The following is a 21,751-nucleotide window of genomic DNA, read 5'->3' as shown; positions in this document are numbered from 1 at the left end:
ATGATGAGGTTTAAAAAATTAACTACGATTTTATTCTTATTAGTATGCTGCTTAGCACAAGCACAATTTGTGAAAAAACATGGTCAATTAAGTCTTCAGGGAACTCAATTAGTAGATAAAAACAATGAACCCATTGTTTTGCGAGGATTAAGTTTCGGGTGGCATAGTATGTGGCCGAGATTTTATAACGAAAAAGCTGTAAGCTGGCTAAAAAAAGATTTCAATTGCAATGTTGTACGTGCCGCAATGGGAATCGAACTTGGAGATTACTCTTATACTAATGATCCTCAGTTTTCAAAAGAAAAAATAGAAGCCGTAATTAATGGTGCCATAAAATCTGATATCTATGTAATTATCGATTGGCACAGTCATAATGTTAATTTAAAACAAGCAAAAGCATTTTTTGCAGAAATGTCTCAAAAGTACTCCAAGTATCCTAATATAATATATGAGATATTTAACGAACCCGATTATGAAACCTGGTGGGAAGTAAAAACCTACGCCGAAGAAGTAATAAGCGTGATTAGAGAAAATGACCCCAACAATATTATATTAGTAGGATCACCGCATTGGGATCAGGATGTTGACCTTCCGGCAGAAGATCCAATTTTAGGATACAATAATATAATGTATACCATGCACTTTTATGCCGCAACGCACGGGAAAGAATTAAGAGACCGTACAGATCAGGCATTAAAAAGAGGTATTCCTATTTTTATCTCTGAATCTGCCGGGATGGAAGCTTCTGGCGACGGACCTTTAAATCTAAGAGCATGGCAGGAATATATTGACTGGATGGAATCAAAAAAGTTAAGCTGGATTACATGGTCAGTTTCAGATAAAGATGAAACTTGTTCCATTTTACAAAAAACGGCAAAATCTGATGGAAAGTGGAAAGATGAAGATTTAAAAGAATCCGGAATTAAGGTTCGTGAATTTTTAAGAAAATATAATACGCAAGAATAAAAAAACTCTTTTATATAATAAGGAAGCCTGTTCAAATTTGAACAGGCTTTTTTTGTTTTATGAACCATTTTTTGAGTCTTGAATTACATCTTCAATAGTTGTTTTTAGTGATTTATTTTTGTAGGAATTTTTCATTAAGCTTTGATGTTGTTGGTTTTTGGAAGATTAATATCTTTATTTTTAGTTTTATGTTTTATTTTTAAATGTACCCCTAAAAAAATATGGGGTAATACTTTTTAAAAGTATTTTTAAGATGATTTTAAGTCTTTTTTTAGTATATTAATTTAGTTTAACCCTTGTTTTTTGGTTTAAAACATGAAAAATGTGTTGTTGAATTTTCAAAAACAAAACGCTATAAATGTCAAATAACGATTATTGGCAGTTTAATTTTTGTAATCCATAATTCTTCGCTATAAAAGCCAAAAAAGTACTTTCCAATTATTCTACTCATACAAAAGTTAATAAATTCGCTAATGAAAATGAAGAGGTTTTAGGGGGAGATTCAAGGTTTTAAAAAATGACTTATACTATTAAATAGATATATAAACGATTAACTAACCAAAATCAAATTAATAACTAAAAACCAATTAACACATGAAAAAAGTATTTTACATTTTAGCTGCCACTTTAACGAGTTCTTTTGCTTTTGCACAAGAGGATGAAAAAGCAACTTCACCAGCAACTACATGGGGAGGGTCTGCGGACGCTTACTATAAATATGATTTTTCTAAACAAATGAACGGATTAACGAGCTTTACCAACTCTCAGGATTCGTTTGAATTAGGAATGGCTTCGATTGAAGCAAGTCATACTTTCGGAAAAGCTTCTGTTTTTGTAGACTTAGGTTTCGGAAAAAGAGCAGGAGAATTCTCATACAATGAAACAACAGATAAAGATATAAACGCTAAATTTTTAATTAAACAATTATATTTCACTTACCAAATTACAGAAGAATTTAAAGTTGTTGCCGGTAGTTTTGGTACACACATAGGTTATGAAGTATTAGATGCCGTAGACAATAAAAACTACAGTATGTCTTATGCTTTCTCTTATGGGCCATTCTTTAATACTGGGGTTAAAGCACAATATACAGCTGGTAAATTCACTGCTATGTTTGGTATAACTAACCCAACAGATTTTAAATCGGCAATGGATGCTGGTTCTACACAAAAAACGTATATCGGACAAGTAGGTTTTGTGGGTGATACAGGAAGTGCTTATTTAAACTTTACATCAGGAAGTACAAATCCAATTCCTGGAAGTACAATACCAGTATCAAACGAAAATAAAACTCAGTTCGATTTGACTGCTTCTAAAACAATAAGCGACAGTTTCGGACTTGGATTTAATGCAACTTACGCTAAAACGAAACATGATTTCGATAGTACTTTAGATGGAGAGTGGTTCTCATTAGTGGGATATGCAAATTATTCATTCAGTCCGTCTTTGCTTTTAGCATACAGAGTTGAATATTTTGATGCAAAAGATGCTGCTCCAAGTTTAGGAACATTAACTGGATCTAATGTATTTGCAAACACAGTTTCATTAAACTATAAAGTTGGAAAACTAACAATAATTCCTGAGTTAAGATACGATGCTGCTTCTGAAGATATTTTCTTAGACAGCGATGCTGTTCCAACAGGAGGATCATTCTTCGCCTTACTTGCTACAACATACTCTTTCTAGAGATAAAGATTGATATTTTTTTTTTTTTTTTGGAGCTGTCGAAACATACTAATGTTTTGGCAGCTTTTTTATTAGATTTTATTTGCCACAGATTAAAAGGATTAAAAGGATTTTTTTTCTGCCACGAATTTCACGAATTTTCACGAATTAAATTTTGCTTAATTTTTTTATATCATTACACAAAGTATCGTTAATGAAATTTCTTAACAGAAACCTTGAAATTCATTTCTTGCATACAGTTTACACCACAAATAATTAGTGAAAATTCGTGAAATTCGTGGCAAAAAAAACACCAACCCAAAGAGTAAAAAATCTTTTTAATCTTTTTAATCTGTGGCAAAACTTAAATTACCAGCATAAAAAAAGCGCATTTCTAAACCTTTAGAAATGCGCTTTTTATGTCTTTTAAAAAACTATTTATTGCAGTTGTTTTTTGTATATAGAATATATCGTATCAATTGTTTTGCGGTCAAGCGTTGCAGTTGCATCTGTTTGAATATAATGCAGTTTAAAAGCCTGAATAGCTGCAGAAAGATTCTTTGTATTATAACCAATAATTCTCAATGCAGGTTCGATTTTAAAGTCGAACGGCGCTTCTTCGAGAACTTCGTCTGGCCAGATTCCAAAACCTTTTTCTGCTAATGTTTTCCACGGAAATAAAGCACTAGGATCTTGTTTTCTTCCCGGAGCAATATCGGCATGACCTAAAAAGTTTTGAGCCGGAATATTGTAATCCTTTTTAAGTTTTGTCAATAATGCTACTAAACTGTTGATTTGTGCTTCAGTAAAAGGTTTGAAACCATTATTGTCTAATTCAATTCCTATAGAAGAAGAATTTAAATCAGTATTTTTTCCCCAGGTTGATGCTCCCGCATGCCACGCTCTTAAATAATCGTTCAGCATTTGAACCACTTTTCCGTTCTCAGAAATCACATAATGAGCGCTAACCTGAGTTTTGGTTTTAGTAAAAGTGTTTATAGTCTGCTGAACAGAATCCTGAGCAGTATGATGAATGATAACAAAACTTGGTTTTCTTAAGTTGAAGTTTACAGTTCCAATCCATTCTGTGCTAATTCCGTTTAATAAGGCAGTTGAACCTGTTTTAGACAATGTATCTTTTATAATACCTAATTGAGAAGCATAAGTAGTATCAATAATCAACGGACTTACCGGAGGAATTGTTTGTGCTTCTTTGCTTGTAATTTGATTCTCTAAGGTCTTTAATTGCTGGTCATAAGCTTTTTCAGTATGCTTATATGGATTTGTTGAGCAAGAAGTAATGATAATTGCTAAAAACAAATAACAAAAATGTTTTTTTGCCATGGTTGGTTACATTTTTTAATAGAATTAGAACAATTATTCCTGAACTTTTTCAGCTGGTTTTTCTTCTTCCTTATTATCTTTTGAATCTTTATCTTTTTTCTTTTTTGATTTTGACTTTTTAATTTCTTTAAAGTCAGCCATAAAGTTTTTGTACTTCTCGATTTGATCAGGATTTAAAAAAGCAGTTATTTTTTTGTCCATGCTTTCTTTTAGAGCTTTTAACTGCTCCATTTTCTCGTCCTGGCTGCTGCTTTCATTTTTTATAAGAATTCCTTGTTCTCTCAAACTTTCAGAAAAAACATTTGTAATCGCAATTACCTGGAGTTCATCAAGATTTACAACAGGTTTCATTTGTTCAACGATCTTACCGGCAGTTTCCTCAACAGGTATTTCTTTAGGTTTACTGGTATTGCCTTGCGGACCTCCCATCATGCTTCTGTCCATGCCCATTCCGCCGCCTCTTCCGTAACCGCCGCCACCATAGCCATTGCCGTAACCATTACCATATCCGTTTCCGTATTGAGCCGAAGCAAAATTGAAACAGAATAATGTAAAAACTAATAGAATTAAGTTTTGAGTAGCTTTCATAAAGTTGTTTTGTCTAAGGTTAGCACTAGTTTTACGGTAAATTTAAGCAGGTTCTCCGTATAAATCAAATTCTGTTGCTTCAATTATCTTGATATTAACAAATTCGCCTGTTTTTACGTAATGTTTAGATGCATCTATTAAAACTTCGTTATCAACATCCGGACTGTCAAACTCCGTTCTTCCCACAAAATGAGCACCTTCTTTTCTGTCAATAATACATCTAAAAACTTGTCCAACTTTCTCTTGGTTCAAATCCCATGAAATCTGCGATTGTAATTCCATGATTTCATTCGCTCTTGCTTGTTTTACATCATCCGGAACATTATCCTCTAATAAATAAGCATGCGTATTTTCTTCATGAGAATAAGCAAAACAACCCATTCTGTCAAACTTCATTTCCTGAACAAAATCTTTTAAGATTTCGAAATCTTCCTGCGTTTCACCAGGATATCCAACAATTAAAGTAGTTCTAATTGCCATTCCGGGAACAGCAGCACGAAAATCTTTTAATAATTGTGTTGTTTTAGCCTGAGTTGTACCGCGACGCATCGATTTCAAAATAGAATCTGAAATATGCTGCAACGGAATATCAATATAATTACAAATCTTAGGTTCACGCTTCATTAACTCCAAAACATCCATCGGGAAACCAGTAGGATAAGCATAATGAAGACGAATCCATTCAATTCCTTCAACAGCTGCCAAAGCTTCTAACAATTCTGCCAGATTTCTCTTTTTATAAAGATCTAAACCGTAATACGTTAAATCCTGAGCAATCAATATTAATTCTTTAACGCCATTTTTAGCTAAACCTTGTGCTTCCTTAACTAATTTTTCAATTGGCTGCGAAACGTGAGAACCACGCATCAACGGAATTGCACAAAAACTGCAAGGTCTGTCGCATCCTTCGGCGATTTTTAAGTAAGCATAATTTTTAGGAGTTGTAGTTAATCTTTCTCCTAATAATTCATGTTTATAATCAGCTCCTAAAGCTTTCAATAATTGAGGTAATTCAGTTGTACCAAAATATTGATCAACATTTGGGATTTCTTTTTCTAAATCAGGTCTGTAACGCTCAGATAAACATCCGGTTACAAAAACTTTATCAACTAATCCCTTATCTTTTTTGTCTGCATATTCCAAAATCATGTTTACTGATTCCGCTTTCGCATTATCAATAAAGCCACAAGTGTTAATTACAATAATGTTTCCTTCATCCTTAGTTGCCTCATGAGTAACTTCTTTTCCGTTTGCACGAAGCTGACCCATAAGTACTTCACTATCATATACATTTTTTGAACACCCAAGAGTGATTACGTTAATTTTGTTCTTTTTTAAAGACTTGGTTCTCATACTTTTATAAATTGGAGTGCAAAATTACACTTTTTTATTCAAACACCGCTTGTTTCGGTTTCTTTTAGGTGTTTTTTATGAAGAGCTTTTTGATATTTTGTGGTAAAAAAAATCCGCCAAGTAAAAACCTGACGGAAATTTCCATTCATCTATTTAATTTTAATTACAATTCAAATAATAAAGTCAAAGAAACATTATTTAGTGTTGAGGTAATGTTTGCTCCGTCCGTAAATCCTTGAGAAAAGAAACCTTGATTAGATTTTCTTTCTGCATAAGCATAAGCCAAGTCTAGTTTAGTTGCTCCAAAGTTATAACCTAAACCTGCAGAAAAACTGTTTAAGTCTCCAACTGTAGTTCCGTTTTTATAAGGACTTCCTTCAAAACGATATCCTCCTCTAAGGCTTAACTGTTTTATTTTAAATTCAGCTCCAACCCTTAATTCTCCATTAGTGGTTAATTGATCGCTTATGTAGCCATTTGTAGTTCTAAAATCGGGGTCATTTGTTGGTTTGAATTTTGCATTACTGTAGTCTTTGATAGAGTAGTCAACACTAATTAAACCTGATTTACCAAATATGTAAGCTCCACTAAAAGTAAATTTTCCCGGAGTTTGTAAAGTGTAAGGTTCGTAAACGTTTATGGTATTAGGATTTAAATTATAAAAATTCTGTACCCCGCCTGTAGCCTCTGTGGTAGTATAAACGCTTTGAGATAATTCATCGTATAATTCGTACCAAGTATTTGATTCGTATGCTAATCCAAGTCTAAAAGCTTCAGTAACCTTAGCGATTGCTCCTAGTTGAAAAGAGAATCCGTTACCATAAGTATATAATTCATTGTTGAATGTTACATCAGAAATAGTTGGTGTTCCGGTAAGGGGAGTGTTATTGAACTCATAAAAACTACTTGATCTTCTGTAATCAGTCACATGTACATTTAAGTTTGCACCGAAATAAATACGATCATTATATGATGTTGCAATGTTGAAGCTTACTTTACTATTGTAGCCTCTTTCGTAAATATTATTTTCCTGATAATAACTTTGCCCAGGTTGTAATCCTGGTACATTACTTGTGTACTGCGTGTTTTCTTCGTCATTCGGATTTACAGGTAGTATAATTTTTCCATTAACTCCAAATCCGGTTTGCTGTTCATAGTAAAATTGATCAGCGTATGGAATTTTCGTTGCATCACCTAAAGCAGTTCCATTTGCATACGATAAGAAATAATTAGCTATAGAATTGTTAGGATTTCTTCCAGCAGAGAAAGTATTGCTGTTGAAATTGTTTGTGTTCTCGTAGCTGGCCCCAATTGCAATTTTATTCCATCCTTTATTGTTAGGATTTCGGTCTTTGAAAACAAAAACTCCGCCGGCCTGATTTAGTATGAAAGAATTGTCTTTGTCTTGGGTTTCCCCATCGTTAAAATATTTCGAGCCATTATTAATGTTTTGATTACTCAATGTAATTCCAACTTGATTGTTGTTGAAAATTGCAGATCCCGCCGGATTCACTGTTGTAGCAGATAAATCACCGCCCACAGCTCCGAATGCGCCACTCATTGCTCTAAATCTTGCAGTTCCGGTTATGTTATCTTGTGAATATCGCAAAGCATCAGAAACATCCTGAGAATGTGAGACGCTGACAGTTAGTCCTGTAATTAAAAGGAATAATATTTTTTTCATTTGGGTAGATTTTTAAATATATAAACTAGATGTGGAAAAGAAGGAAAATGTTACCTTCTTCCACCTCCGCCACCGCCGTATGATCTTCCGCCACCGCCACCGCCGCCAGATGATCTCATACTTCCGCCTCCGCCACTGTTCATTGAGCGTGAAGGGCTAGGAGAGTAGGTTCTCGAAGTACTGCCGTTGTTGCCATTGCTGTAACTTCTTGTGTTAGTAGTTGTGCCAGATCTTCTGTTAGAATAATCGTAGCTGTTACTTTGACCTTGAGAATAACTTCTTCTGTTTGTAAATGTTGGACTGCCAGAATTGTAAGTTCTTCCGTTTACAGCAGAGCTTCTTCTGTAATCAGAATAACCGTTAGATCTGTTAGTGTAGTTTCTGTTTGTTGTATAGCTTCCTCTGTTAGTATAGTTTCTGCTGTTTACAAAGTTTCTGTTTGTAGCATAACTTCTGTTTGAAGCGTAGTTTCTGCCTCCGTAGTAAGCTGCAGATCCTCTTCTTCCATAGCTGTAAGAGTAGTTACCGTAGTAACCGCCTCCCCAGTATCCAGGATAGCCCCATCCAGGTCCCCAATATCCAGGGTATCCCCAAGCGTAACCAGGATATCCCCAGTAGCCGCCCCAATAACCGCCATATCCCCATCCGTATCCGTAATAAGGGTATCCCCATCCGAATCCTAATGACCATGTTGGGTCAGAGTAAACGTTTACTGAAACATCTGAATTACTGCTTCCCCAAGCCGGGTAAGAAGCTACAGCGGCTGTTTGTGTGCTGTCGCTTTCAGAATAATTACCATAATTGTCTACATCTGTAAAAATTTCAGTAGGCTGGTTATCATCTTGCAGTGACTTGAAGTAGTCTTTATATTGGTTGTTTGTGTTTGTGGTATTTGTTTGAGCATATCTGTTGGTAGAATTACCATATACTCCATCATTATCATTATATGAAGTGTTTTGGTAAGAACCACAGGATACTGCTAGAAAACTCAGTAATCCAATTAAGTAAAAAGAACTTGAGTTTTGGCGGAGAGTAATATAAGTTTTCATATCTGTGGTGTTTTTTATTGTTGCACATTACAAAAATAGTTAGTTTTGTCAAACTATTTAGTTAAAATTATTAAAACAAAATTTGTGCCAAACTATATAATATGAGTAAGAACCTTACTACGCGATCAGAAGATTATTCTAAATGGTATAATGAGCTGGTTGTCAAAGCAGATTTAGCTGAAAATTCAGGAGTTAGAGGGTGTATGGTGATCAAACCATACGGATATGCAATTTGGGAAAAAATGCAGGCAGAGTTAGATAGAATGTTTAAGGAAACAGGACATCAAAATGCTTACTTTCCTTTATTTGTTCCTAAAAGCATGTTTGAAGCTGAGGAGAAGAATGCAGAAGGATTTGCAAAAGAGTGTGCTGTTGTAACGCACTATAGATTAAAGAATGATCCCGATAAACCAGGGAAATTAATAGTTGACCCTAATGCAAAATTAGAAGAAGAACTTATTGTTCGTCCTACGAGTGAAGCAATTATCTGGTCTACATATAAAGGATGGGTTCAGTCATACAGAGATTTACCTTTATTAATTAACCAATGGGCAAATGTGGTTCGTTGGGAAATGCGTACGCGTTTGTTTTTAAGAACTGCGGAATTTTTATGGCAGGAAGGGCATACAGCTCACGCTACAAAAGCAGAAGCAATAGAAGAATCTGAGAAAATGATGAATGTATATGCTGATTTTGCAGAAAACTTCATGGCGATTCCGGTAATAAAAGGTTTTAAAACCGAAACAGAACGTTTTGCAGGTGCAGATGAAACGTATTGTATTGAGGCATTAATGCAGGACGGAAAGGCGTTACAGGCTGGAACTTCTCACTTTTTAGGTCAGAACTTTGCAAAAGCTTTTGATGTAAAATTTGCTAACTCAGAAGGAAAACAAGAATATGTTTGGGGAACTTCTTGGGGAGTTTCTACCCGTTTGATGGGGGCTTTAGTAATGACACATTCTGATGATCAGGGATTAGTGCTTCCTCCAAACTTAGCACCAATACAAGTTGTGATTGTTCCTATTCATAAAACAGATGAGCAGCTGGCTGAAATTACGACAGCGGTTAATGAATTGACTGCGAAATTGAGAAAACTTAAAATTTCGGTTAAATATGATGACAGAACGACGCAAAAACCAGGATTCAAATTTGCTGAATGGGAATTAAAAGGTGTTCCTGTTAGAATTGCTGTTGGTCCAAAAGATCTTGAAAACGGAACTTTTGAGGTGGCAAGACGCGATACATTGACAAAAGAAGTTGTTTATGGAGACGGAATCGTAAATTATATTAATGACTTGTTAGAGCAAATTCAAACGGATTTATTTAATAAAGCATTAGATTATCGTAATACACATATTACGGAAGTGAATAATTTTGAGGAATTTAAAGAAATTTTAGAAGGTAAAGGCGGCTTTGTTTCGGCTCATTGGGACGGAACTGCAGCAACCGAAGAAAAAATAAAAGATTTGACAAAAGCGACGATTCGCTGCATCCCTTTAGATGCTGTAGAAGAGGCGGGAACCTGTGTATTTACTGGGAATCCTTCTTCAAAAAGAGTGCTTTTTGCTAAGGCTTATTAAAAATTTTTAATTTTTTTTACATCAGGTATTGTACATCTTAAAAATAGTTGTATTTTTGCATCCGCATTAGAGAAACACGGTCCGTTCGTCTATCGGTTAGGACGCCAGGTTTTCATCCTGGTAAGGGGGGTTCGATTCCCCCACGGACTACAATTTCAATTTTATTTAAATTGAAGAAAACTTAGAATGAAACTGGTCTGTTCGTCTAGGGGTTAGGACTCCAGGCTTTCGTCCTGGTAACAGGGGTTCGATTCCCTTACAGACTACAAAATTAGTTGTAAATAAGTTTTGTAAAATAAAAATTGGTGTCTCGGTTTTTGTTTTATTAGTTAAAACCAAAGTGATTGTTTTACAATTGTGGGAGGTTTTTCTTTTTTAACTAGTATTTATAATTATTATTACATCTAAAATTAAAAGAAAATGGCAAATCATAAGTCAGCATTAAAAAGAATCAGAAGTAACGAAAAAAGAAGAGTTCTTAACAGATATCAACACAAAACTACTCGTAATGCTATTAAAGCATTAAGAATAGCTACTGATAAAGCTGATGCAGCTGCAAAATTATCAACTGTAATCTCTATGATTGATAAATTAGCTAAAAAGAACATTATTCATGATAATAAAGCTTCTAACTTGAAGTCTAAATTAACTAAACATGTTGCTAAATTGTAATTAATTACAATTTCCTAAATATACAAAAAGTCCTCTTTTAGAGGACTTTTTTTGTTTACACCATATTGAGAAATTCCAATGAAAAAATTCCAAATTCCAATATTTTGAAATTCCAATCTAGAGTTTAATTTTTAAATAAGAAAAATCCAAATTTCAATACTTTTTTAAAGTTGAAATTTGGATTTTTTATATAGTAGGTTTATTTTGTTTGGAATTTGGAATTTCAAATATTGGAATTTACCAATCTATGTGATTTTCTTTTTAAGATATTCAAGCATAGCCTGAGTAATAGGTTTTGAAAGAAAGTCTATTATAATAGGATATTTTTTTGCTTTCGCTAAATCATCGGGATCAATTGTAGAAGATAATACAATGACTTTTGCAGTGTTGAATTCGGCATAATCAGCAGAAGTAAAATGATCCAGAAACTCCCAGCCTCCCATTACAGGCATATTTAAATCCAAAAAAATTAATTCCGGTTTTTTGTTTACTTTATTTTTATTGTTGGTGTATTTTAAAGTATTAAAATGGTGTAATGCTTCTTCGCCATTTTGAGCAGTAATAATTTCATGCGAAAATGAAGATTTTGAAATTACTTTTTTGCATAACATCAACGTAATTGGATCGTCGTCAATGCATAAAATTTGCTCAAGCATAATGTATTAATTTTTAAATGTTATAGTAAATGTGGTGCCTTTATTGACTTCACTATCAATACTAATTGTTCCTCCCATAGTTTCTACCTGAGATTTTACAAGATACAAACCTAATCCTTTACTGTCAGGATAATTATGAAATCTTTGATAGAGTCCAAAAACCTTGTCACGATTTCTTTCCAGATCAATTCCAATTCCGTTATCCTTAAAGGTTAAAATGGCATGATGATCTATTTGATCTGCTGTAATTGATATTTTTAATTTTCTGTTTTCAGATTTGTATTTTATAGAATTGGTAAGCAGATTCAATAAAATGCTCTCAATATAAGCTTTATTGGTAATTAAAAGCGGAACTCTGTCGAATTTTAATTTGATAATAGGTTTGTGTAATTCAATTTGGAAAGACAGCTGACTAAAAACATTCTCAAAAACTTCTTTTAAAGAAACCTCTTCTTTTTGCATGGAAGGGTTGTCTTTTATGATAATCACTTTTACTAAATCATTTATGGTTTCATTTAATAAATGAGTTGATTTTGTAAAACCAGCTAAAATTTCTTCCAGTTCTTCATTTTCGATTGGAATATCTTCAATAAGATTTAAAAGTCCGATTAAATTAGATAATGGTGCACGAAGGTTATGTGATGTTATATAAGAGAATTGTTTTAAGTCTTTATTGTTTTGTGTAAGTTCTCTAATAAGATGCTCTTTTTCTGTTTCCAGTTTCTTTTCATCTGTAATATCTCTCTGGATTGAAATCCAGTGTGTGATTGCTCCTTCATTATTAAAAATAGGAATCATTGCAAAACGTACCCAATATTCTTCTTGAGTTTTAGTATACGTTATGGTTTCAATTACACATTCTTCTTCATCTTTTATTGCCCGCAAAAGTTTTTTTAATTCTTCCGAATCAGATTTTGGACCTTTAAATATATTGGTCGATTTCCCGATAATTTCATTAGACTGATAGCCGGACATTTGTGAAAATGCCGGATTTACGTAAACAATTTTCGGTATTTTGCGATCTTGTGAGTTGGCTTCGGTAATTAAAATCGAATCTTTAGATTGTGTAATTACGGTTTCTAAAAGTTTTAATCGCTGTTCTTCTTCTTTCTGTTTGGTAATATCCTGGATTGCTCCAATCATTCTAATGGCTCTTCCGTTTTCATCTTTCAGTAAAAAACCTCGGTCTAAAACATATTTATAGGTACCATCGGCACATCTAAATCGGTATTGATCCTGCCATTTTTCTGTTTTTTGTTCGATAAAAGAATATAATTTGATCGACATTCGAATGCTGTCTTCAGGATGAATTTTATCAAACCACCACTTCGAAGTCTTTCCAACTTCTTCCGGATTATAGCCAAAAACGCTCTCAATTCCCTTATTCCAATTTATGGTATCTTCCTGAATTTTCCAGTCCCAAATAGTGTCACTTGTCGCTTTTGCAACAATGTCATATTTTTCGTTTGACTCTTTAATTTCCTCATTTGTGCTTTTTAATTTCTGAAAAACAGAAATATTTTTAGTCTCATTTGTTGAGAGTATATATTTGAAAATGAATGCGGTAGATATTATAAAAAAGACGTCCTTTGCAAAAAAGAAGTAAGAGTATTTTGCTTCAAAAAAGTAGTCTATGAGTAAATTATGACAGACTATTGCCATAATTAGCGATATGATAACGTAAACGAGAGTAATTTGGAGAGTTTTACTTTTCATTACTCAAATATAGTTAAATTAACTATAATTAAACAATAACTAAAGTTCATTTTAGGGTGCAAATTAACACTAGATTAATGAACTAATTACTTGTATATACGCAAACTATCGCAGAAACGTTTTTTTTATCAAAATAAAGTGTACTTTTGCACCCATTAAAAATCACAAATGGAATCTATTAGAAATATTGCAATTATTGCCCACGTCGATCACGGTAAAACCACTTTGGTTGATAAAATTATGTATCACTGTCAATTATTTCGTGACAACGAAAATACAGGTGATTTAATTCTTGATAATAACGATTTAGAGCGTGAGAGAGGTATTACTATTACTTCTAAAAACGTTTCTGTTCAATACAAAGGAACAAAAATCAATATTATCGATACTCCTGGCCACGCGGATTTTGGAGGTGAAGTAGAACGTGTATTGAACATGGCCGATGGTGTATGTTTACTAGTGGATGCCTTTGAAGGTCCTATGCCGCAAACTCGTTTTGTATTACAAAAAGCTATTGACTTAGGTTTGAAGCCTTGTGTAGTTATCAATAAAGTAGATAAAGAAAACTGTACTCCGGAAGAAGTTCATGAGAAAGTTTTTGATTTAATGTTTGAATTAGGTGCTACAGAAGAGCAATTAGATTTCCCAACTGTTTATGGTTCTGCTAAAAACAACTGGATGTCTGATGATTGGAGAAACCAAACTGAAAACATTGAGCCTTTATTAGACATGGTTATTGCTAATGTGCCTGCTCCTAAAGTATCAGAAGGAACGCCGCAAATGTTAATTACATCTTTGGATTTCTCTGCTTTTACCGGACGTATCGCAATTGGTCGTTTAGAAAGAGGTATCTTGAAAGAAGGTATGGCAATATCTTTAGTAAAAAGAGATGGTACTGTAACGAAATCAAGAATCAAAGAATTACACACTTTTGAAGGTCTTGGACGTAAAAAAGTTACAGAAGTTATTGCTGGTGATATTTGTGCTGTAGTTGGTATTGAAGGTTTTGAAATTGGAGATACTATTGCAGATAACGAAAACCCTGAAGGTTTAGCTTCTATTGCTATTGATGAGCCTACAATGAGTATGTTGTTTACAATCAATGACTCACCTTTCTTTGGTAAAGAAGGTAAATTTGTAACTTCTCGTCATATTAGAGAAAGATTGACAAAAGAATTAGAGAAAAACTTAGCTATGAAGTTAGGTGAAACTGATTCTGCAGATAAATTCATGGTTTTTGGCCGTGGAGTACTTCACTTATCTGTTCTTATTGAAACAATGAGAAGAGAAGGTTATGAGTTACAAATTGGTCAGCCTCAAGTTATCATCAAAGAAATTGATGGTAAAAAATGTGAACCAATTGAGGAATTAACAATCGATTTACCAGAAAACCTTTCAGGTAGAGCAGTTGAATTCGTAACAGTTCGTAAAGGTGAAATGTTGAGTATGGAAACGAAAGGTGAGCGTATGATTATTAAATTTAATATTCCATCTCGTGGAATTATTGGTTTAAGAAATCAATTGCTTACAGCTACTGCTGGTGAGGCTATTATGTCACACCGTTTCATTGGATATGAGCCTTTCAAAGGAGAAATTTCAGGACGTAACAAAGGTTCATTAATTTCTATGGAAAAAGGAAAAGCAATTCCTTATTCTATCGATAAATTACAAGATCGTGGTAAGTTTTTCGTTGAACCAAATGCTGAAATCTACGAAGGTCAGGTAATTGGAGAAAACTCTCGTGGAGATGATATGTGTGTAAACGTAACGAAAGAGAAAAAACAATCTAACGTTCGTTCTTCTGGAAATGATGAAAAAGCGAGAATCATCCCGCCAATTATTTTCTCTCTTGAAGAAGCTTTAGAGTACATTCAAAAAGATGAATACGTAGAGGTTACGCCAAAATCTATTCGTTTGAGAAAAATCTATTTGACAGAAACTGATAGAAAAAGATTTAAAATCTAATTAGATTTAAATTTCAATATAAAAATCCCAAATTCTAATTATGAGTTTGGGATTTTTTTATGATTCAAATTCGAATCTTTTATAAATTGGAATTTGGAATTTAAGTATTGGAATTTTTAAAACCGATATTATTGGAATTTGGAATTTAAATATTGGAATTTCAAAAAAATTATCTTTTCAAACTAAAATGTCCTTTCACATTTTTGCCGTCTACAAAAATTAAAGTAAACCAATAATCATCAGAAGGAAGCGGCTGTCCGTTAAAAATACCGTTCCATCCCGGACTGTTTTGGTTCATTTGTTTTAGGAGTTTTCCGTAGCGGTCAAAAATATTTAAAGTATAATTTGGTAACAAATTAGAATCTCCAATAAGCCATAAGTCATTAAAAGTATCACCATTTGGTGTAAAAAATCTAGGATAATCTAAAACATACACGACAAAAGCATTAGACAATCCGCAGCCATTTTTATCTCTTGCTACTGCCGTGTAAGTTCCTGCTGGTACGCTTGTAAATAGCGGTTCGTTTTGAAAAGTTGTTCCGTCTAATGAAAATTCGTAATTCCCAACTCCGGTATATTCGATAGAAACAGAGTTTTCATTTCCTGAAAAATCTTTTACAACTGCATTCGTTATGATTGCAGGTTCAGATAAAATAACCTTAAAGTCTTTTGTTTTTTCGCATCCATTTGCATCTGTTACCGTTACAGAATAATCGCCGGGAGCAATAACTACCAAAGTATTAGTATTATTTGTTGGTGCAGTATTCCATGAATAGCTGCTAAAACCAGCTGCTACAGACAAAGTTGTATCTCCATTTTGGCATAAAAATTTCGATTCTTCTTGAAAATTTGGCGGATCAAAAGTATTAACCACGAGATTGACTGGTACAACATCATAACAATCTGGGCCATTTACGACTCTTGCATATATTCTTTGATTAAAAGCTGTTGTATTTTTAAAGATATTTGGTAATGGATTTATTTCAACCAAAGCATCATTTGCATTTAAATAATAACTAGTAATCAATCCGCTTGGAAGTCCGGCAGTTAGTACTGGCGTAACTTCTGCATTCAAATCAAATTGAAAAAATCCATCCTGAATTTCGTCTCGGTCACAAGTACTTATCGGACTCGGATCTGGAATTGAGGTTGGAGCAATTTTTAAGGTTACTTCGGCAATTTTAAAACAGCCAAATTCATTTTCTAATCTCGCATACACAATTTGATCTGCATATTTATTAATATACATTTCTGGCTTTACAATTTTATTGTTTTTAGCTTGTGCCTGTGCTAGTGTTTCGTAATAGCCTTCATTAATAATATAGGCAGTATTATTTTTAACAATATTGTTCGCTTTATCTAAATTGAAAATTGAAATTCCATCTGTATTATCATCACATTGAAATAAAGATGTATTTGAGGAAAGAATTTCAGGAGCGTAATCAATTTTTATTTCTCCTGATAATACACAAGTTGTACCAATAACAGTAGCTTCAACTCTATAATTTCCGGCACTTGTAACCTTGTAAGTTGAGTTTGTGCCAAGAATATTAGTCGGGTCAGTTTTTCTAAACCATCTAAAAGTATAAGTGGCAGAATCAAGATTGCTGTTCAGGTCGATTTCTTCTCCAAAACAAGCAGGATTATTTGCGGCAGTTGTACGATCTTGCCCAAGTAAAATCTTTGAAGCAAAACTTCCCGCTTCAAGGAAAATGGCAGATTCCAGATATCGATATGTATCATCGGCCACAACGAGTTTTACATGATATGTTTTTCCTGTTGTTACGGTAGTCTGCGCGGTCATAACAGTTGTTTGTCCGGCATAATTTACCGGACTTGTATTGTTATTTAAACCATGAAAATAATTTTCATTTGAAGCCGCACAGCCTTGATAGTTAATTCCGCCGGGTCTTGTTCCGGGTTCAATTTTCGGACGAATATTTATAGACGAAACAGGCGTAGTAGTATTAGGTAATACAGCCAAATTTTTATATGGATCAGTTGTTCCGACTTCTTTAATTAAAAAAGCAAATCCATCTGAAAACTCACAAGGATAATCGTACTGATATTCATTTGAAGCAAAAATATAATTAAAGCTCAGTGCACTTGTATAAGCAATAAAATCAAATTCTAATACTGTTGAATTTATAGAATGAATACCTAATATTTGATCAAGATCGTTGTCACCAAGCCAGTTAGGACTGTCACTGCTAGTCAAGTCACTAACAAAAGGCCCAACAGCACTTTCGGCAGTTGATGTTGCCAATACTATTCCTTCGGCAAAAGGGAAATTACTTCCGTTGCTGTTAAAATAACCAAAACTCTGTTTTCCAGGCCTGAAAGTATCACCATTGCCTGTTGAATTTGTAGCAGCAGCACACGAACTATTCACCAGAATATCTTCAATAAGCTGCTGCGGTGTTTTTTGATCATCAATAGTGATAAACTGCGCATTTACCTTCGTAGATAAACAGCATAAAAATAAAATAATTAAAAAACTTTTTGCCTGATTCATAGTATAACAAATATACTATAAATCCCGATTTTTTAATAATTTGTAAGAAAAATATACAAATAAAAATGTCCAGATTGCAACAATCAGAATTGAAAGATAATGTACACTGTAATCTTTGGTATTTTCTACACCAATTTGAGTTCCTATACTTTTTATTACTGATAATCTTGAAAAAGGTTCGATGATTAGGTTCGACATTGCTTCTAATGGAAAAAACTGCATAATGTAATCACCAGTATTACTATTTGGGAAAATTCTAAAAACCAGAATTCCTTTTATTATCCCTTCGAGAATGCTCCAGACTAATAAAAAGCCTAAAGCGAAGGCAGAACGTTTTACCAAAATTCCAAGAAATAAACAGAAAGAAAAGAATCCGCACAGTTTTATAAAAAAGGCTAACAAATAGTCTAAATCCATAAAAATGACATCAACTTCATTGTATGAAGAAAAGCTTAAGCCAAGAAGTAAACTCATTACAAAAACGAAAATTGTAGAACATAATGCAAAAACAACAACCGTTAAAAATTTTGATAAAATGAATTCTTTTTTGCTTAAACCGTCAATTAAGTTTTGTTTTAATGTTCCATAACTGTATTCGTTTGCCATCATGGAAACAATTACAATTGCTAGGAAAAATTTAAGAAAAGCGGCAACGAAAGTATTAAAATGCCAAATGAAAGGAAAATTAAAAATTCCCATTTCGGCTAAGTGAAATTTAAATGGTCCTATATCAAACTTGATAGAAGCGATTAAAGCTATAAATGAAAGTAAGATGAAATAGGTTAAAGTTAAAATACGGCTGGCTTTATTCATCCAGATTTTTTGTAATTCTATAGATATAAGTCTTTTCATGGCTTAGTTAGATTTTTGGATTTGTATTTTTGGTTAATTCTAAAAATTGGGCTTCCAAACTATTTTTACGTTTGACCAAATGACTTAAAATAATATTTTTTGAGAATAAAAACTGATTCAATTCCTGAGCAGATAAATCGGCTTTTAAGTAAACCAAAACTTTTCCATCTTCGTCCTTAACTTCTGCAACGGCCTGATGGCTGTGTAAAGCAGATTTCAGCGCCAGATTATCATCTGAAGAAATTTCAAAGAAACCTTCATTTGCAGACATTCCATCTACAGAACCAGAATATAAAACTTCGCCTTTTCTTAAAACAACAACGTGAGAACAAACTTTTTCGACTTCATCTAATAAATGTGAAGCCAGCAAAATGGTAGTTCCCTGCGATGCAATTTCTTTAATAATATCTCTAATTTGATGAATTCCCTGCGGATCTAACCCATTCGTTGGCTCATCTAAAATCAAAATTTCAGGATCGTTTAAAAGTGCCGATGCAATTGCCAGACGCTGTTTCATTCCCAAAGAAAATGTACTGAATTTGCTGTTTTTCCTTTCAGATAAACCAACAAGATCAAGCTTTTCTCCAATTTTAGAATAATTGATGCTTTTAATTTTGCAGACTAATTTTAGGTTTTCTTCGGCGGTCATGTACGGATAAAAGTTCGGACGCTCGATAATCGCTCCCACTTTTTTCAAAGCTTCATGCGTTTGTACATTTCCGTCAAACCATTTATAATCGCCTGATGTTTTGTTGACAACATTTAAAACGATTCCTAAAGTGGTCGATTTTCCACTTCCGTTAGGGCCCAGGATTCCGTAGACGTGGCCTTTTTGTATGCTAAAAGATACATTTTTAAGCGCCTGAATGCGCCCGTATCTTTTACTGAGATTCTGAATGGTAAGGATGGTTTCCAAATTTATTTCGGTTTTAGTTTTTAGTATGACGATTCAAATTCTATATTGTTACGCCAAATTTATTTTTATCAGCTTATTGATGTAAATTTGTAATAAAGATATTCAAAATGAGCGAACCGTTGATGGTGTTAAAGAAACCTTCTTTTCCTTTAACACAGCCACTTTTAAGTTATTTAGACAGATACGAGCGTATATCGAAAGTTTCTGTGTTTTATGATGACTTATTGCGATTTTCTGGTTCGGTTAACGTTTATGATAAAAACGAAACCGATACATTATGGATTCGGGTTTATTACAATGAATTTGAACGAAATGAAATTGACCTCAATTTAAAGAAAATCTATTCACTTTTACATTCCGATGGAAACAGCGAAATTATTCAGTTTCTAAATATTGATGCCATCGACTATTGTACATTCGGAAATTCAAAACCTTTTAGAATTAAAGTCCGTAATATTCTCAACGATAATTACGTTCACTTTTATATTAAAAAAGCCGATGCTTCAAGGATTTACGGATTAGAGTTAGAAGATATTCTTTCGCCGGATAAAATCAACTTTTTGGTTTATAATGATACTTTAATTGAAGAACATATTATCGGAATTCCCGGCGATGTTTTTATGGATACGCTGCTCGATAAATGTACTGAAATGGAGAAAGCACAAATCGCCAAAGAATTCGTTAAATTTAACGAACGCTGTATGATCAGGCTTTTGGGCGATATGAGAGCGTATAATTATGTAATTGTGCCAATTCACGATTTTGATCAGGTAGTTTATAAAATTCGACCTATCGATTTTGACCAGCAATGCTACGAAGGGAATTTTAAGGTGTATCGTCCGCAGTTTTTCAAGGAAAACTATCCGATGATTCAGCTGATTAAAGAGAAGTTAGAAGAGCGTTCGATCATTCAATATAAAGATGAAGAAAGAGCTATTCTGGCCAAACGAATCCATTCTGCCGAAAACAGAATTAAAAAATTATTAAATATAATGTGTCACGATACCATTTCGACAGAAGAACATTTAAGTCAGTTAAAAATGGAATTGTACCGATACACAAACGATATGAAATTTAAAAACGCCAGATCAATGGGACACATCATGCAGGCCGCTTTTGAATTCATCATCCGTAATTTTAAAAACACAAACTTAGTTTAAAGGATTAAACCATATAAGTTATATAAATTCATTAAAGCAAAACGTGAATTCCTTTATATGATTTTAAAAAATCAATGCAAGTTATATCCACAAAGCAAAACTTAAATTTTCTTATATAACTTATATGGTTCAAAAAAAACAAATCTTATGAAAAAATCTTTTTTAATAGCCGTTTCTATTGTTTTATTAGCTTGTCAGCAACAATCTGGTGATGATTTGAAAACGCTTTATTCACTTCCGAAGAAATTAAAAGAAGTTTCTGGAATTACCTATTTCCCGGAAACAAATGTGATTTATACTTTGGAAGACAGCGGAAATAAAAATGCCATTTATGCCATTAATTCGAAAGGGAAATTAGAAAAGACAATTACGATCTCAAATGCCGAAAATGTGGATTGGGAAGATATTACCAAAGATAAAACGGGAAATATTTACATTGGCGATTTCGGAAACAACGATAACGAACGCAGGGATTTGTGTATTTATAAAGTGGCCAAAAATCAATTGAATAAAGAGGTGGCTTCCGCCGAATATAAAATCTCATTTTCGTATCCCGAACAAACTGAATTTCCTCCAAAGAAAAAAGAAATGTTTTATGATGTTGAAGGTTTCTTTGAGCACAACGGTTATTTTTATCTTTTCACCAAAAACCGAAGCAAAGGTTTTGACGGAACTGCTTTTATCTACAAAATCAAAAATGCAAAAGGAACTCAAAAAGCAGTTAAAATAGGAGAGTTTAAAACCTGCAGTAATTATAATCATTGTGTTTTAACAAGCGCCACGATAAGTCCCGACGGTAAGAAAGTAGTTTTATTAAGCCACGATAAAATAGTTTTATTTAAAGGCTTCAAAGGGGATTTATTCCACAAAGGAACCCAAACCGAAATAAGCATAAACCACTTCTCTCAAAAAGAAGCCATCGTTTTTAAAGACAACAACACCTTACTCGTAGCCGACGAAAAAACAAATAAAATAGGAGGAAACGTTTATGAGTTTAAACTTTAAGTTGCTAAGGTTCTAAGAAAAAAAGTTTGCCACGAATTACACAAATTTCCACGAATTATATTTAA

General features: G+C 33.4%; 17 protein-coding genes and 2 tRNA genes. 9 read left to right on the top strand and 10 right to left on the bottom strand.

Annotated elements, in window-relative coordinates; genetic code table 11:
• Together FLAPXU55_RS16605 and FLAPXU55_RS16600 are read left to right on the top strand one after the other, a co-directional pair.
• Positions 1-966 (top strand): glycoside hydrolase family 5 protein, encoded by a 966-nt coding sequence (locus FLAPXU55_RS16605; RefSeq protein ID WP_082356478.1) that lies wholly within the window; start codon positions 1-3, stop codon positions 964-966.
• 594 nt (positions 967-1,560) lie between these two features.
• A complete protein-coding gene (locus tag FLAPXU55_RS16600; protein ID WP_053473844.1) occupies positions 1,561-2,652 on the top strand; it encodes an outer membrane beta-barrel protein in 1,092 nt (363 codons plus the stop codon).
• A 417-nt stretch (positions 2,653-3,069) separates the two neighbouring features.
• Here the strand turns inward: FLAPXU55_RS16600 and FLAPXU55_RS16595 are convergent, their stop codons facing one another.
• The 5 genes from FLAPXU55_RS16595 to FLAPXU55_RS16575 form a co-directional block, all read right to left on the bottom strand.
• The gene (locus tag FLAPXU55_RS16595; protein ID WP_180859560.1) at positions 3,070-3,975 is read right to left on the bottom strand and encodes an N-acetylmuramoyl-L-alanine amidase; all 906 of its coding nucleotides are present in this window, start codon (positions 3,973-3,975) and stop codon (positions 3,070-3,072) included.
• Between the two features lie 33 nt (positions 3,976-4,008).
• The gene (locus FLAPXU55_RS16590; RefSeq protein WP_053473846.1) at positions 4,009-4,563 is read right to left on the bottom strand and encodes a hypothetical protein; all 555 of its coding nucleotides are present in this window, start codon (positions 4,561-4,563) and stop codon (positions 4,009-4,011) included.
• A 42-nt stretch (positions 4,564-4,605) separates the two neighbouring features.
• Entirely contained in the window at positions 4,606-5,916 is a 1,311-nt protein-coding gene (gene rimO, locus FLAPXU55_RS16585; RefSeq protein ID WP_053473847.1) for a 30S ribosomal protein S12 methylthiotransferase RimO, read from the bottom strand.
• Between the two features lie 163 nt (positions 5,917-6,079).
• Positions 6,080-7,600 (bottom strand): OmpP1/FadL family transporter, encoded by a 1,521-nt coding sequence (locus FLAPXU55_RS16580; protein ID WP_180859558.1) that lies wholly within the window; start codon positions 7,598-7,600, stop codon positions 6,080-6,082.
• 50 nt (positions 7,601-7,650) lie between these two features.
• Complete coding sequence (locus FLAPXU55_RS16575; protein WP_180859556.1) at positions 7,651-8,649, bottom strand: hypothetical protein; 999 nt, start codon at positions 8,647-8,649, stop codon at positions 7,651-7,653.
• Positions 8,650-8,750: 101 nt separating this feature from the next.
• Between FLAPXU55_RS16575 and proS the strand changes: the two genes are divergently transcribed.
• From proS to rpsT, 4 genes are all read left to right on the top strand, one after another.
• Entirely contained in the window at positions 8,751-10,229 is a 1,479-nt protein-coding gene (proS, locus tag FLAPXU55_RS16570) for a proline--tRNA ligase (protein ID WP_180859554.1), read from the top strand.
• A 78-nt stretch (positions 10,230-10,307) separates the two neighbouring features.
• Positions 10,308-10,379 (top strand) — tRNA-Glu (locus FLAPXU55_RS16565).
• 44 nt (positions 10,380-10,423) lie between these two features.
• Positions 10,424-10,495: transfer RNA gene (locus tag FLAPXU55_RS16560), tRNA-Glu, on the top strand.
• Between the two features lie 154 nt (positions 10,496-10,649).
• Positions 10,650-10,901, top strand: coding sequence for a 30S ribosomal protein S20 (gene rpsT / locus FLAPXU55_RS16555; RefSeq protein ID WP_053473851.1), 252 nt, complete (start codon positions 10,650-10,652; stop codon positions 10,899-10,901).
• A 245-nt stretch (positions 10,902-11,146) separates the two neighbouring features.
• Here rpsT and FLAPXU55_RS16550 read toward each other — a convergent pair whose 3' ends face one another.
• Both FLAPXU55_RS16550 and FLAPXU55_RS16545 read right to left on the bottom strand, forming a co-directional pair.
• Positions 11,147-11,557 (bottom strand): response regulator, encoded by a 411-nt coding sequence (locus FLAPXU55_RS16550; RefSeq protein ID WP_053473852.1) that lies wholly within the window; start codon positions 11,555-11,557, stop codon positions 11,147-11,149.
• Positions 11,558-11,563: 6 nt separating this feature from the next.
• On the bottom strand, positions 11,564-13,219 hold the full coding sequence (locus FLAPXU55_RS16545; RefSeq protein ID WP_235992075.1) for a PAS domain-containing sensor histidine kinase: 1,656 nt from the start codon (positions 13,217-13,219) through the stop codon (positions 11,564-11,566).
• A gap of 222 nt (positions 13,220-13,441) precedes the next feature.
• Here FLAPXU55_RS16545 and typA point away from each other — a divergent pair, with 222 nt between their 5' ends.
• The gene (gene typA, locus FLAPXU55_RS16540) at positions 13,442-15,238 is read left to right on the top strand and encodes a translational GTPase TypA (protein ID WP_053473854.1); all 1,797 of its coding nucleotides are present in this window, start codon (positions 13,442-13,444) and stop codon (positions 15,236-15,238) included.
• A gap of 169 nt (positions 15,239-15,407) precedes the next feature.
• On the opposite strand, the gene FLAPXU55_RS16535 is transcribed toward typA, so the two are convergent.
• From FLAPXU55_RS16535 to FLAPXU55_RS16525, 3 genes are read right to left on the bottom strand one after another with little or no spacing between them, the layout of a single operon-like run.
• Entirely contained in the window at positions 15,408-17,753 is a 2,346-nt protein-coding gene (locus FLAPXU55_RS16535; protein WP_180859552.1) for a T9SS type B sorting domain-containing protein, read from the bottom strand.
• A 15-nt stretch (positions 17,754-17,768) separates the two neighbouring features.
• A complete protein-coding gene (locus tag FLAPXU55_RS16530; RefSeq protein ID WP_180859550.1) occupies positions 17,769-18,605 on the bottom strand; it encodes an ABC transporter permease in 837 nt (278 codons plus the stop codon).
• Positions 18,606-18,612: 7 nt separating this feature from the next.
• Positions 18,613-19,521: an ABC transporter ATP-binding protein gene (locus FLAPXU55_RS16525; protein ID WP_053473857.1), complete on the bottom strand. Its 909-nt coding sequence runs from the start codon at positions 19,519-19,521 to the stop codon at positions 18,613-18,615.
• A 107-nt stretch (positions 19,522-19,628) separates the two neighbouring features.
• Between FLAPXU55_RS16525 and FLAPXU55_RS16520 the strand changes: the two genes are divergently transcribed.
• Both FLAPXU55_RS16520 and FLAPXU55_RS16515 read left to right on the top strand, forming a co-directional pair.
• Positions 19,629-20,681: a hypothetical protein gene (locus FLAPXU55_RS16520; protein ID WP_053473858.1), complete on the top strand. Its 1,053-nt coding sequence runs from the start codon at positions 19,629-19,631 to the stop codon at positions 20,679-20,681.
• 147 nt (positions 20,682-20,828) lie between these two features.
• Positions 20,829-21,686 carry an SdiA-regulated/phytase-like domain-containing protein gene (locus tag FLAPXU55_RS16515; RefSeq protein WP_180859548.1) on the top strand — a complete coding sequence of 286 codons (858 nt, stop codon included), beginning with the start codon at positions 20,829-20,831 and terminating at the stop codon, positions 21,684-21,686.
• Positions 21,687-21,751: the final 65 nt, after the last annotated feature.

Source organism: Flavobacterium panici, assembly GCF_903819335.1.
Taxonomy (GTDB): domain Bacteria; phylum Bacteroidota; class Bacteroidia; order Flavobacteriales; family Flavobacteriaceae; genus Flavobacterium; species Flavobacterium panici.
The sequence above is the reverse complement of the archived record's forward strand: the minus strand, read 5'-3'. Positions and strand labels throughout refer to the sequence as shown.

What these genes read in the sequence shown, in the direction of transcription:
- FLAPXU55_RS16580 (WP_180859558.1), bottom strand. Translation starts at nt 7,600, where the DNA reads ATGAAAAAAATATTATTCCTTTTAATTACAGGACTAACTGTCAGCGTC.
- rpsT (WP_053473851.1), top strand. Translation starts at nt 10,650, where the DNA reads ATGGCAAATCATAAGTCAGCATTAAAAAGAATCAGAAGTAACGAAAAA.
- FLAPXU55_RS16545 (WP_235992075.1), bottom strand. Translation starts at nt 13,219, where the DNA reads ATGGCAATAGTCTGTCATAATTTACTCATAGACTACTTTTTTGAAGCA.
- FLAPXU55_RS16605 (WP_082356478.1), top strand. Translation starts at nt 1, where the DNA reads ATGATGAGGTTTAAAAAATTAACTACGATTTTATTCTTATTAGTATGC.
- FLAPXU55_RS16600 (WP_053473844.1), top strand. Translation starts at nt 1,561, where the DNA reads ATGAAAAAAGTATTTTACATTTTAGCTGCCACTTTAACGAGTTCTTTT.
- typA (WP_053473854.1), top strand. Translation starts at nt 13,442, where the DNA reads ATGGAATCTATTAGAAATATTGCAATTATTGCCCACGTCGATCACGGT.
- rimO (WP_053473847.1), bottom strand. Translation starts at nt 5,916, where the DNA reads ATGAGAACCAAGTCTTTAAAAAAGAACAAAATTAACGTAATCACTCTT.
- FLAPXU55_RS16515 (WP_180859548.1), top strand. Translation starts at nt 20,829, where the DNA reads ATGAAAAAATCTTTTTTAATAGCCGTTTCTATTGTTTTATTAGCTTGT.
- FLAPXU55_RS16550 (WP_053473852.1), bottom strand. Translation starts at nt 11,557, where the DNA reads ATGCTTGAGCAAATTTTATGCATTGACGACGATCCAATTACGTTGATG.
- FLAPXU55_RS16530 (WP_180859550.1), bottom strand. Translation starts at nt 18,605, where the DNA reads ATGAAAAGACTTATATCTATAGAATTACAAAAAATCTGGATGAATAAA.
- FLAPXU55_RS16595 (WP_180859560.1), bottom strand. Translation starts at nt 3,975, where the DNA reads ATGGCAAAAAAACATTTTTGTTATTTGTTTTTAGCAATTATCATTACT.
- FLAPXU55_RS16575 (WP_180859556.1), bottom strand. Translation starts at nt 8,649, where the DNA reads ATGAAAACTTATATTACTCTCCGCCAAAACTCAAGTTCTTTTTACTTA.
- proS (WP_180859554.1), top strand. Translation starts at nt 8,751, where the DNA reads ATGAGTAAGAACCTTACTACGCGATCAGAAGATTATTCTAAATGGTAT.
- FLAPXU55_RS16520 (WP_053473858.1), top strand. Translation starts at nt 19,629, where the DNA reads ATGAGCGAACCGTTGATGGTGTTAAAGAAACCTTCTTTTCCTTTAACA.
- FLAPXU55_RS16535 (WP_180859552.1), bottom strand. Translation starts at nt 17,753, where the DNA reads ATGAATCAGGCAAAAAGTTTTTTAATTATTTTATTTTTATGCTGTTTA.
- FLAPXU55_RS16590 (WP_053473846.1), bottom strand. Translation starts at nt 4,563, where the DNA reads ATGAAAGCTACTCAAAACTTAATTCTATTAGTTTTTACATTATTCTGT.